Genomic DNA, 12,782 nt, shown 5'->3' with positions numbered 1-12,782 from the left:
TTTTCCGTTATACTGCAGCATCTTTAATTTTCGACACACCTTACGACCATCTGTCTGAGCACCTCATGCCATTTTCAAAACTAGGCTTATCCCGTCCTCTTGTGCAAGCGATTACCGAACTCGGTTACAAAACGCCAACGCCCATCCAGGAACAAGCAATTCCGACCATTCTTTCGGGCAAAGACTTAATCGCCACTGCACAAACAGGCACAGGCAAAACCGCGGCCTTTGTTCTGCCACTGCTAGAACGATTCAGCCAAGCGGAAGCATTGCGCGGCAAGCGCATACGCGCGCTGATTCTGGTGCCGACCCGTGAGTTAGCGGTTCAGGTCGAAGCCAATGTGGCTCAATACGCTAAACACACGCAGTTAACCTCTATGGCCGTGTATGGCGGTGTGGATACCGCGCCTCAAAAAGAGCGGCTAATCGAAGGAGTGGATATTCTGGTCGCCACGCCGGGCAGGTTGCTTGATTTAGCGCATCAGCGTGCGCTGCACTTTGATGAACTTGAAGTCATGGTGTTGGACGAAGCGGACAGAATGGTCGACATGGGGTTTGTCGATGATATCCACAAAATCTTAGTACGCCTGCCTGAAAACCGACAGAACCTACTGTTTTCAGCCACCATGACCGGCGACGTTCGCGCCCTCGCCTACGGTTTTTCAGATAGCAAGATGACCGACCTGGCGGCTGACATCTCCATCTCTCCCAATATCCGCGCCGCCGCCAATATCAAACAGTGGCTAATCACGGTAGACAAAGACACCAAGTCCGCCCTGTTGAGCCACTTGATCAACGAGCAAGCGTGGGATCAGGCGCTGATTTTTGTCGAGAAAAAACACAGTGCAGCCAAGCTGGTTGCTCAACTGGAAAAACGCGGTATTCAAGCGGATTCCATTCATGGCGGCAGAAGCCAGGCCATGCGCGAAAAGATTTTGGCGCAGTTCAAAACAGGCGAACTGAAGTACCTAGTGGCTACGGGCGTCGCCGCTCGAGGGTTGGATATTGGTGAGCTGAGCCGAGTGGTGAATTACGATTTACCTTTTCAGCCAGAAGAGTACATCCACCGCATTGGCCGCACCGGCCGCGCGGGTGCCTCAGGTGAAGCTATCTCTCTTGTCGACATCAGTGACTTTAAAAACCTTTGTGCGATTGAAAAACGCTTAAACAATATTATTGAGCGCAAAGAAGTTGAGGGCTTCCCGGTTAAAAAAGCCGTCCCCGCTTCCAACTTGAACCATGCTAAAAAAAGCAATCGCTAAGAATTAGCAAAGAAGCTCACCTCTTACAAAAGTGAGCTTCTTGATCGCCTACATTTACGAGGCGGGTAAAAACGCATCTAATAGCTCGGCATTGGTTGGATATTTATCCAATAACGCCAACAGTTTCTGCGCCCCTTCTACTGGCTTAAGATGTGTCAACGCTCGACGCAATGCGCGTACTTTTTCAATATCTTTCGCATCAATCAATAGCTCTTCTCGGCGGGTACTGCTTTTGGCAATATCTATCGCCGGGAAAATCCGTTGATTCGCCACTTCCCGTGACAGCACGATTTCCATATTGCCCGTGCCCTTGAACTCCTCGAAAATCACCTGATCCATACGGCTTCCGGTATCCACCAGCACGGTAGCCAGAATGGTGAGCGATCCGCCGTTTTCGATCTTTCTCGCAGCGCCAAACAGTTTGCGTGGTATTTCCATCGCACGGCTATCCAACCCACCCGACATGGTACGACCACTGCCGCGTTGCTCGGCATTATGAACCCGCGAGAGTCTGGTAAGCGAATCGATCACAATCATCACATCATGCCCCTCGCCTGCTTGCTTACGCGCCGTCTCAAGGAGCTTATTTGCCAAATGCACATGGTGTGAGTAGCTTTCGTCTGAAGATGAGGCATGGACTTCTGCCGACACGCTGCGCTTAAAATCGGTCACTTCTTCAGGGCGTTCATCAATCAGCAAGGCATACAGCTTTATGTCAGGATACGCGCCTGCCACGGCCTGACAGATATGTTTTAACAGCGTCGTTTTGCCAGAGCCCGGCGGTGCAACAATCAACCCGCGCTGCCCCATCCCAATGGGCGTAATCAAATCCATCGCCCGCACACTACGCTGCGAAGAGCCAAGCTCTAAAACAATGCGTGGGCTAGGATGAATCGCCACGCCATTTAAAAAACGCTTTTCGGGATCATCAGGAAATGGACTTTCAATTTCATCGGCAGGCTTGGCATCTAGCTGCCTTTTCGTTTTCAAACTGAGTGTTTTTCTCGCCATAATATTGATGGATCGCCTTGAATAGCCTGGATTAATAGAATAATTGCATCTGAGCGCTTCTTCGCTGAATAGCGCATTGGGTGGTGGGTACGATAAGGCTCTTAGACGGCTTGTAGCTCTTTGGCGACGACATCATCACCGCGTGTCCAATGCGCGCCGCTAATACAAAATTTAGCTGCAAACCCCATATGGGTCATGCCCAATTTCTTACGCAAAGCAGCGACATCAACCAGCTCCGGCCGATGCGCTTTAGCCGCGACGTTGCGACCGTGATTAAGGTCAATGGCTTCTTGCAAACCCCGAGCAATACTTCCTAGGAACTAGCCATGATGCTTCTCCAATGCGGCATTAACAAGCATATTGACCAACTTGGAAAACGCATTTCAATCTACTTTTGAGAGATTTTCGCGCTCGAACGCTCGCTCCGAGGAGTATGAACCGGCTCCCCTCATTCCTATTATTTCCGCCCCACCTCAGCTCCGTCATTCCAGAGCCACCTAAGCCCCGTCATTCCCGAGAGGGGTTATCGGGAATCCAATTTGACCTTTGTCAGACGAAGCTAGAGCACTTAAATCAAAATAGATTCCCGCTAAAGGCATGCGGGAATGACAGCTGGAGAGAAGCAGTCATTCCCGTCGCCTTATTAGGCACCGTGCCTCATCAGGCAACATTGAAAGCCCAGTGTTAGCAGCGGGCTGTTACTGATCCTATCTGCTCGTTGCCTTTTAAATCTTCCATGATTCCTCTCAGTAGCTGAGTATGTGCGGTAGACGCGATACTTATATCCGGACGTATGTTGTAGCCGCCGATTAATGACTATCTGTCTGTTATCCGACTATGCCAAAACTAAGCATCAGCGGCTTTTAATACAGCTACAATGCCCGTAGTACCGGGCAATTTTTGGCACGAACCGACGAAAAATAGCCCCGCGTGCTTACGCTTATTAAGGCGTATTCTTGAATTTATGAATATACCGATTAATTTCCTCACCTTGGCCTATCGCTTCATTAAATTCGTATTCGCATTCTCTCTCCGACAGCAAAGAAATGAGCTGTTTGAGTAAATCGACATTTGGTCCCTTATTCTTACGCAACCCTGACAGGCCAACCTTTGTGGTTGATATAAATTCCACTTTACAAGGTTCCTTCAGTTTTTCTAGGGCGGCAATAAAACCTAATATGATACATCGATTAGCAGTTGTATCCTCGATACTTTTAGTCAAGTATTTCCTATGCTCGCCATACTCCAAGAGAACCTCATACAGTCCAGATCCAGACTCAGAATTACAGCTTCCTATCGAATATATTTTCACTTCCTTCATTACTCTAAACCTCAGGAGTTACGCAGCCTTAACGCCTGCTTAAACCGCAGACAACGCACAAAACAAGCCGCTGTATTACACCTTAAACACCAAACTCACCGCAAACCAAAGATGCCACGCATCTGTTTTTCGGTTTGAAATTTTTGTTAGGTTTATTTACTTATATTTCGAGCAATCATCAACACTTCATCTGCCGAATATAAGTTGGAAATTGTCGTCTCAACTTCAGCACCCAAAGTGCTTTTGTATAACTCTTGAGCATAGTTATCAGCTCGTGTAGTTACCAAAATATGCTTTAAAAAAGAATGCTTAAGTGCAAGCTGACTTTTCACCTTAGGCAATGACTTGATGATTAGCTTACGACCAATGCCCTTTCCTTGATAACTCGGCATGACTGCCAGTTGCTCTAATTCCAAAACGGCTTCTGGGCGAAAACCGCTCTTTTGTACCCAAATAATATAGCCAACAATTTCTTTTTCAATTTCAGCCACATAGATCAAACAACGAGAAAAGGCATTCAGATTACATTCTAGCCATTCATTTGAATAGTTTTGTCTAACAAACGCTAATTTATGAACTAAAGCTGTACTTGGCAAATCTTCTTTCATCATCAAACGAATAACCAAACTGACCTCCTAAAGCTGACAAGAAACCTAACGCCCGCAGCACGGAAAAATCTGGAGCGCAGCGGAAAATTTTTCCCAGTGACTGCGCTTGTTAACTGGCACTTTCGATCTCTTCACTATGAAAATTTGCCCCCAGCGCTGGTGCTTCGATGGCCCAAGTCGAGAAAACGCATGCATAGGAATTAGCAACGTCGGCCATGAACTCTACCCAGCCGAGGTGCTGCTCTTCCGTCATTTCGATTCCGTAAGGACGAGTGGTACCCTTAACAAGCCAGCACCCGTCTCTCTCGAACTCTACAACTTCCATTTCATAGTTCTCAGAAAGCTGATTGGCGAGCGCTTCGGCGTCGTGCTGGGACTGTCCAAAATGAACAAAGTCCAGCGCCAAAACTGTGTTGGATGCTACTCCGGCTGACTCCAGTTGACGCCACACCTCTGTAGCCTCCTGAAGACGCTGCGCTTTTTTGCGACCGTAGTAGTCTTCTCATACCTGCTGCGGATCCTCGGTTGGCACGAGATCCTCCTTTGCCAGTTAACGCCGCGCTCACCGGAAAATTAGGAGCGAAGCGAGTAATTTTTCCGTGTGTAGCGCTTTGTTATGCTGAGATTCCATCTAACCTATCTCAACTTTTCAAGTAGCCGCTGAAACACATCTCTAACAGTCAGCTGCCTCAAATCAAGATATCCAACGGTATCCTCAATACCAGGTATTGAGGTGTCATCTAATCGCAAAGGCAATATGTACTCGCTACTGTCTTTAAATGCCCGTGCTTGGGCAGATTCGCGCTCTCTTTTCGTCCAGAGTTTTTTTGCATAATGCTCACTTAGGAACATAACACAGTATCGAGCTTTGTTTTGATATACATCCGATAGATGCGTATAAAGGTTTCGTCCCCATAGTGATGATTGCTCATATTCATCATAGAAGACCGTAAATTCCGCATCTCGTAATAACTCAGCAAGCTCCTTCGCATATGATCGATCTTCGCCAGCAAAAGATAACGCCACATCATAGTTCGTCACACCCTGAGCTTCTTGGATAGCAGGAATTAGTTCTCTAGCTTCTCCAGCCGCCGAGTCCATTCCAACCAAAAAATCAATAAACGTTCTAGACCTTTCAACCCAAATCAGTGACCATCGAAAATATTCATGTTGCTGTTCCCAGTATTCACCTTTCTTACCTTCATTTTTCGTGCAAAATGAATGCATAGGCTCCCAGACATCAATATCCGGATTTGCACCCGTTATTCGATTCGCAAGAGATTTTATAAGCTTTTCTACTACTTCTACTTCTGCTTCAGTCGGACAGATAGCTTCCCACTCCGCCATGCTATGTATGCCTGGATCTTGATTGTGAACCTTCTTATGAAGAAACTCCCTATAAATTGTAATTCGATTCACAAGTCGATCTAACGAAGACTCTATACCTGCTATAGCTTGAACTGTACTAAAAGCCATATTTTATCCTCTTCATCGAATTCCATACTATTTTTCAATCAATGAACGGTGCCAAGATTGTTATAGCAACATCACAGTGATTATACAGCCTGCTGCATAACACCCTTGAACATGCCAGCACGTTTATTGGCGTTATCTAGCCACCCCAAAAATCATAAGCCACTGTTTTTATAGTTTTATTTATCTCATAAGGCAACATATTCAAAATTCGCGTGCCGGCTCGTTTTTACGATTTAATCATACTTTATTGATAAATTTTTCTTAGGTCACGTGGCTTTGAAGAAAAATTGAGCTGGAGCAGACTTTGGGCAGCAGCTGCCATCGCGGGTGCCTTTTGGCTCGTTCCTCGCCAAGCGTTACGCCGCGCTACGGGGTGGCTAGATTGCTTATGTGGCGTGATCATCGCGCGCTGAAGCGCCTTCCCACAACATCACTAATGTAGTAACGGATTGCATTGCGGGAGGTGTTTGGGCTTGGGCATCGACTTCTTTCAGCGGGTGATGTCGGGGCTTGGCGAATGCAGAGGAGTATGAACCAATCTTCTCAGCCCTGTCACTCCAGAACCACCTCAGCCCCGTCATTCCCGAGCGGGGTTATCGGGAATCCAAGTTGACCTTTTCAGCCGAAGCTAAGGTACTTAAATCAAAATAGATTCCCGCTAACGGCATGCGGGAATGACAGCTGGAGAGAAGTATTCATTCCCGTCACCTTATCAGGCACCGTGCCTCACCAGGCAACATTAAAAGCCCAGTATTAGTAGCGGGCTGTTACTGAGTTGCCTATTAAATCTACCATGACTCATCTCAGTAGCTGAGTGTGTGCGGTAGACGCGATACTTATATCAGGACGTATGTTGTAGCCGCCGATTAATGACTATCTGTCTGTTTTCTGACTATGCCAAAACTAGGTATCAGCGGCTTTTACTACAGCCACAACGCTTGCATTTGCGGCTTGGTTGAAATTGCAGCTGTTTTGCAAAACAGGTGACAGTTTACCCAAACCCGGCAAGAAGCGCTTTTTAGCGTCATGCGCTGGCACCCAATATTTGCAAGTAAGTACCTAATACGAACACAGCTAGACCAATGTAACCTTGAACATGGCCTCTTTTTTTAGAGTTTGTATCTTGCAATAAAATTGACAGATGATCATCAGCTTTTTTAAATTTACTATTAATACTTTGCGTGTGTTCCTCTGACGACAACTCAGCAGTAGCTAGCTCTACTTTATTTGCCATTTTCAAACGCTCAATTTCTCTTTTTATTTCAAGTGCTTTTGCTTCAACTCTTTTGCCATATAACAAATCGTATGCAGCTAAGAGACCACCTATCATTGCTAGATAAAGCCCAACCTGGGACACTAATATTTTATACGGCTCTAACTCCGGAATTTCCAGCCGCATGGCAACTAAAGCCAAAGTAACAACAACGGCGATAAACAACGAAATAAACGCCTCTTTTTTCGTTGACTGAAGAGGCTTTACTAAAATTAAATCTTTAAACTCTTCAGACTCCATAGTCATTAAATTTCACTCCTTTGATTATTTAATTCACCACCGGTCTTTAAAAGCTAATAATGAGCAACTGTTTTTATAGCTTTATTAATCTCGCATGGCAGCATATCCAAAATTCGCGTGCCGGCTCATATTTCTGATCTAATCATACTTTATTTAAAAATTAAGCTTAGGTCACGTGATTTTGAAGATAAATTGAGCTGGAGCAGGCTTTGGGCAGCAGTGCTGCCATCGCGCCGGGCCGCCGCTGCGGGTGCCTTTTGGCTCGTTCCTCGCCAAGCGTTACGCCGCGCTACGGGGTGGCTAGCTTGCTTATGTGGCGTGATCATCGCGCTCTAAAGCGCCCTCCCACAACATCATTAATGTAGTAACGGATTGCATTGCGGAAGGTATTTGGGCTTGGGCATCGACTTCTTTCAGCGGGTGATGTCGGGGCTTGGCGAATGCAGAGGAGTATGAACCAATCTCCTCAGCTCCATCATTCCCGAGTGGGGTTATCGGGAATCCAATTTGACCTTTTCAGCCGAAGCTAGGGTACTTAAATCGAAATGGATTCCCGCTAAAAGCATGCGGGAATGACAGCTAGAGAGAAGCAGTCATTCCCGTCGCCTTATTAGGCACCGTGCCTCATCAGTCAACGTTAAAAGCCCAGTGTTAACAGCGGGCAGTTACAAACAGGGCACTCATCTCTACTGGTGTTCGGAAGTGTCACCCCTTGGACTCAGCGGCTCCAGAGACTTCAGTTGCTACCTGTGTAGAGTTCTGGTGAGGCGATGCAATGGTCGGCGAAAACCACTGCACAGTCACCATACCCACCAGCACCAGCGTGACACCTGCCAAACGCCCAATGCTGACCTCCCTCACGGGCAGATTCAGCCAGCCATGATAATCCAACAACAGTGAAGTAATCAGTTGCCCGGCAATGACACATACAATGAAGTTGGTCGCCCCGACGCGTGGTACTAGAACCAATGCTGACGAAATATAGATGACTCCTGCTACACCGCCCAGCCAAGCCCAAGCCGGTATGTATCTGATGGTCCCCAGAGCAGGAGGAGACACTTGCATGACAATCATTATGGGTATTACGACAAGCATACTGACAACCAGAGAGACCAGTGTCGCCCAAAGGGGGTGGCCTAGCGCTCGGCCCAATTCAGCGTTGCTGCCAGCTTGAAAAGGCACCAAGGCACCCGCGATAACCGCCACAGCCGCAAGCGCCACTAAAGTGAAAGGTGAATTCATGACAAGACTCCTGAGATATTGCAAAAGGTCTTTTATCTTTTATGATTCACCCTATGAATTGAAATTCAATTTTTTATTTTACTGTATTCGCCTCATGAATAACTTAAGACGCATCGATCTCAACTTGCTGGTTACCCTGCACGCGCTATTAGTGGAAAAGCACGTGTCACGTGCGGCACGACGCTTACATAGAAGCCAACCGGCCGTCAGCCATGCTCTCGCCAATCTGCGAGCCATCTTTGACGACCCGCTGTTGGTGAGACGAGCAGGCAAGCTGGAGCTCACCTCACGTGCCAATGAATTGCTACCGAAATTAACAGAAGCACTACATCAGCTCGGCGCGCTGATTGAACAGCCCGCCTTTGACTCCGCCCATGAGAAACGAGTGTTTCGGCTTGCCATGTCAGACTATGGAGCTCGCGTAGTGCTTCCTGGTTTGGTTCAGCGATTGCGTTCAGAAGCTCCAGGGGTTGATCTGCAAGTTTCTCAAGGCAGCCGCGCCGCGATGCTGGCAGGTGTCCATGATGGGGAGGTCGATATAGCTTTTGGCGTGTTTCAGCCGCCTCTTTCAGATGAGTTACGTACCCATAAGCTATTCATTGAGCACTTCGTTTGTGCTGCGGATAAAAACACGCTGCCCAAAACGGGCGATCTTGATAAAACACAGTGGCTCTCGCGACCGCATGTCCTAGTCGCCATGCAAAGTAGTGAAAGCAATGAGATAGAAAACGCATTGCATAGAGAAGGCGTCAGCCGTCGGGTTGCGATGACCCTACCCCACTGGGGAGTGGCCAGCCATGTGGTGCCAAATACGGATTTGATCTTGACGGCCGCTCGGCGCAGCTTTGATCTATTTCTGAAGGACTCACCACTGCAGCTCTTCACGCCGCCTTACCCCATTGATCCTTTTGAGTTCAGCATAGTATGGCACTCACGGCGGGAGAGCGATGCCGGGCACAACTGGCTGAAGCAGGCGATCATTGAGATGCTTCAAGAAGATGAGGCAAAGGAACCGGATGAGTCAGCAATTGCCGTGCCGACCTTGACCATTCCCCCGACATCAACACCATAAAAGTGGCTAACATCTCAAACACTGGCGGCGCGTAGCGATGTTCGAGTGTTTTAACTTGATACTTATTGAGTCTTCCCCCCAGCTCAGCCCGTTTGGCTAAGCGCAAAGGCGACCAAACCTAACAGGAGAAGGCTCGGTAAATTACCACGTTAAAGAGCCTTAATAGGTGTTTGCTGTAAGCCATTCACCTGATTGTGGCACCACGATGCTCTCCTTTCATATAACGCCGCGTTAAGTAGTGAGCAACGCTAACCACCCAACCTAAACTACTGTGCTGTAAACACTTAAGCTGAATCAAACCGAAAATGCCACGCGGTGCGAATCTGCCTTAAACGCTTTGTTATGGCGATTTACTTTAGACTTGCTTGGATTATTAGTAACTCAATTTCATTGTCCGATGTATTAACCAAACCATGGGTGCCAAAGCGTTTATTAACTATCATATCTCCCGAAGCCACCTTTCTGTCCTCACCTTCAATGGTCATAGTGCCTTCACCTTTCAAAATGATATACATTTCTTCATCGTCTCCGTGAGTATGCTCACCCATAGAACTTCCCGGTGGCATAACGACACGGATGGCAAAGTCCCAAGCACCATCGAAATCTTTACGTCTGAATGCACGATAGATATCTATTGAACCTTCTCCATCATGGCTATTTTCGTCGACTTCTTTATCACAAGTGTAAAAATTACGTATCATCTTTTCCGAATTCCTTTCTGATTATTTTCCGCAGATCTACTGAGCGCCATAACGCTTCACATAAACGGCGCGAGGAACGAGCGTCCGGCGACCGCAGGGAGCGAATTTAATGTGATTGTTATATGCCATTTGGCACCTTCTCTAAGAATTTCCTCAGCAAGGAGGCTGAGTGCGTGAAGTTTTCAAGCTGGTCTTGCAGACCGTATGCCCACTTGATGCCATGGAAGAAATTATTCCTGAAACGATAAACTATGATCAGGCAGCCAATAAGCTGGGAAGCTGGATCTACATTCTCCCCGGTTAGCACAGTACGAACCAAATCAGGGTTGTCATTGTTACGCAGGTGGAGATTTTCGAAGCGATGATTCGTATTCCCCCCATCAATATACCGATTGGAAAAGTAGTCTAAATGCTCCGTGAACCAACCGTCGTTAATGATTTCCGGCTCAATGCCTTCGACTTTCTCTGAAATCTTCCTGACAGATGCATTGCTCCCCAACATCTGGGCCTCGAACAAAGTCCAGAGCAACGTAAACCTTTGAAGCGCTTCATGCTCTGCAGTTGAGAGATTTTCAACACCGGGAGCTACCCTTTCAATATCAGTTAGCTGAACCACTGAATCTCCTTTGGCATATAACAGTGATTATATAGCCTTCTGCATAACACCCTTGAACATGCCAGCACGTTTATTGGTGTTATCTAGCCACCCAAAAAATCATAAACCACTGTTTTATAATCTTATTTACCCAGCATGGCTGGCATATCCAAAATTCCCGTGCCAGCTCGTTTTCACGATTTAATCATACTTTATTGATAAATTTGGCTTAGGTCACGTGGCTTTGATGAGAAACTGAGCTGGAGCAGGCTTTGGGCAGCTGACGCTGCCTTCGCGCCGGGCCGCCACCGTGGGTACCTTTTGGCTCGTTCCTCGCCAAGCGTTACACCGCGCTACGGGGTGGCTAGATTGCTTATGTGGCGTGATCATCGCGCGCTGAAGCGCCCTCCTACAACACTGCTAATACAGTGACGATGTTGCGGGAGACGCATGAGCTTAGGCTTTGAGGACGTAACGTAGGGTTTCAACGACTTGATCTGTCGTGGTGCACCAGGCTTGGGCATCAACTTATTTCAGCGGGTGATGTAGGGCTTGGCGAATGCAGAGGAGCATGAACCAAGCTACTCAATCCCGTCATTCCAGAACTACCACAGCCCGTCATTCCCGAGTGGGGTTATCGGGAATCCAATTTGACCTTTTCAGCCGAAGCTAGGGTACCTAAATCGAAATGGATTCCCGCTAACGGCATGCGGGAATGACAGCTGGAGAGAAGCAGTCATTCCCGTCGCCTCATCAGGCAACATTGAACGCCCAGCGTTAGCAGCGGGCAGTTTGATCTTAGTTGCTTGGCCTTGTTATAGGGCGTGTTTGTCGCTATTCCAATCCCTGATTTGATCAATCGTGGACGTAGCGCCGCCACATACTACGACCAATATATTGCTGAAACCATCGAGTTCTGAGGCACTCTCATATGCCATTGCCAGGCTCGCACCACAGGCAGGCTCTACCACGATGCGATGATCGTCAAGGAAACGTTCGCAGGCAGTCAGTGCGCTTTGGTCTGATACCACGACGCTGTGGATAGGGTGAGTTTTTGACCATTGGAAAGCATTCTCGCAAACACGCTTGGCACCAAGTGAGGTGGCGATGCTTGTTACCTTTTCCAACTCGACCGTATGACCGGCGTTTACGGCTGCATGAAATGAGGCGGCCCCCGTAGTTTCTACGGCGAAAACGGGGATATCACTCCATCCGTTACGATGAAGCCCTTCTACCACACCTGAAAGCAGACCACCTCCGCCAACGGAAAGTACGACAGCATCGGGCTTAAGACCGGAACGAAAAACTTCATCAACCAGTGTAGCGTGGCCCTGCCAAAGCAGCGGATCATCAAAGGGGTGGAGAAATGCATCCGATGCGCCGATCAACGATTGGGCAAAGGCGTTGGCTTCTTGCCAGGAGGCGCCATGCACGATGACCTCCGCTTTCTCCAATCGCAGCAGTTCTTTTGCCCTTTCAGTGGTGGTTTCCGGCACTACAACCGTAACCGGAACACCTAGCCGACGACCGGCGTAGGCGACAGCCAAGCCAGCATTTCCTCCAGATGACGAAATGAACCTTCGAGCACCTCGAGCCAGATAGGTTTCGCACGCATGGCCAATGCCCCGTATCTTGAATGAACCGGGCGGCTGCAGCGCATCAAGCTTAATCCAGACCGAACGTCCGGTGGTAACGCTCATTGTGCGGAATTCGATCAGAGGAGTTTCAATGTGTAGTGTCATGAGTACCTATCACAAGGCTGAAGAAAAGCCCGATTTCGAGCCGTTTCCGCCACCTGTTTTCCTTATTCATTTACTCAGCCAGTCATCCAGCTGAATCATCTTAATATCGACATTCAGCCACTTGAGCGCTCAGCTCAAGTGAGTTGAAAACTGTATTTGCCCTAATAAAGTAACTTATTCCGCTCTGCATTAGCACACCAGCAGCACTTGTTCAGATAGTGCTTCAATTTCATCGACAT

The 12,782-nt window shown here is 47.8% G+C and carries 13 protein-coding genes; 2 read left to right on the top strand and 11 right to left on the bottom strand.

The features are described from left to right. Positions 1-65: 65 nt before the first annotated feature. The gene (locus tag NDQ72_08285; GenBank protein WKD29926.1) at positions 66-1,262 is read left to right on the top strand and encodes a DEAD/DEAH box helicase; all 1,197 of its coding nucleotides are present in this window, start codon (positions 66-68) and stop codon (positions 1,260-1,262) included. Positions 1,263-1,316: 54 nt separating this feature from the next. On the opposite strand, the gene rho is transcribed toward NDQ72_08285, so the two are convergent. The 8 genes from rho to NDQ72_08245 form a co-directional block, all read right to left on the bottom strand. Beyond that, positions 1,317-2,273, bottom strand: a complete 957-nt coding sequence (rho, locus tag NDQ72_08280) for a transcription termination factor Rho (GenBank protein ID WKD29925.1) — start codon at positions 2,271-2,273, stop codon at positions 1,317-1,319. A 101-nt stretch (positions 2,274-2,374) separates the two neighbouring features. Beyond that, a complete protein-coding gene (locus NDQ72_08275; GenBank protein WKD29924.1) occupies positions 2,375-2,569 on the bottom strand; it encodes a hypothetical protein in 195 nt (64 codons plus the stop codon). 647 nt (positions 2,570-3,216) lie between these two features. Beyond that, positions 3,217-3,594, bottom strand: a complete 378-nt coding sequence (locus NDQ72_08270; GenBank protein WKD29923.1) for a hypothetical protein — start codon at positions 3,592-3,594, stop codon at positions 3,217-3,219. Between the two features lie 152 nt (positions 3,595-3,746). Then, complete coding sequence (locus NDQ72_08265) at positions 3,747-4,220, bottom strand: GNAT family N-acetyltransferase (protein WKD29922.1); 474 nt, start codon at positions 4,218-4,220, stop codon at positions 3,747-3,749. 91 nt (positions 4,221-4,311) lie between these two features. Then, a complete protein-coding gene (locus NDQ72_08260; GenBank protein ID WKD29921.1) occupies positions 4,312-4,653 on the bottom strand; it encodes a hypothetical protein in 342 nt (113 codons plus the stop codon). 185 nt (positions 4,654-4,838) lie between these two features. After that, positions 4,839-5,678, bottom strand: coding sequence for a TIR domain-containing protein (locus tag NDQ72_08255; GenBank protein WKD29920.1), 840 nt, complete (start codon positions 5,676-5,678; stop codon positions 4,839-4,841). Between the two features lie 1,024 nt (positions 5,679-6,702). Beyond that, on the bottom strand, positions 6,703-7,197 hold the full coding sequence (locus NDQ72_08250) for a hypothetical protein (GenBank protein WKD29919.1): 495 nt from the start codon (positions 7,195-7,197) through the stop codon (positions 6,703-6,705). Between the two features lie 699 nt (positions 7,198-7,896). Continuing rightward, entirely contained in the window at positions 7,897-8,433 is a 537-nt protein-coding gene (locus NDQ72_08245) for a DMT family transporter (GenBank protein WKD29918.1), read from the bottom strand. Positions 8,434-8,527: 94 nt separating this feature from the next. Between NDQ72_08245 and NDQ72_08240 the strand changes: the two genes are divergently transcribed. Beyond that, a complete protein-coding gene (locus NDQ72_08240) occupies positions 8,528-9,505 on the top strand; it encodes a LysR family transcriptional regulator (protein ID WKD29917.1) in 978 nt (325 codons plus the stop codon). Positions 9,506-9,855: 350 nt separating this feature from the next. Here the strand turns inward: NDQ72_08240 and NDQ72_08235 are convergent, their stop codons facing one another. From NDQ72_08235 to NDQ72_08225, 3 genes are all read right to left on the bottom strand, one after another. Then, positions 9,856-10,206 (bottom strand): cupin domain-containing protein, encoded by a 351-nt coding sequence (locus tag NDQ72_08235; protein WKD29916.1) that lies wholly within the window; start codon positions 10,204-10,206, stop codon positions 9,856-9,858. Between the two features lie 118 nt (positions 10,207-10,324). Next, positions 10,325-10,822 (bottom strand): hypothetical protein, encoded by a 498-nt coding sequence (locus NDQ72_08230; protein ID WKD29915.1) that lies wholly within the window; start codon positions 10,820-10,822, stop codon positions 10,325-10,327. A 794-nt stretch (positions 10,823-11,616) separates the two neighbouring features. After that, positions 11,617-12,543, bottom strand: a complete 927-nt coding sequence (locus NDQ72_08225) for a pyridoxal-phosphate dependent enzyme (GenBank protein ID WKD29914.1) — start codon at positions 12,541-12,543, stop codon at positions 11,617-11,619. Positions 12,544-12,782 lie beyond the last annotated feature (239 nt).

The sequence above is a fragment of the Halomonas sp. KG2 genome (genome assembly GCA_030440445.1).
In the GTDB taxonomy this organism is placed as follows: domain Bacteria; phylum Pseudomonadota; class Gammaproteobacteria; order Pseudomonadales; family Halomonadaceae; genus Vreelandella.
The sequence above is the reverse complement of the archived record's forward strand: the minus strand, read 5'-3'. Positions and strand labels throughout refer to the sequence as shown.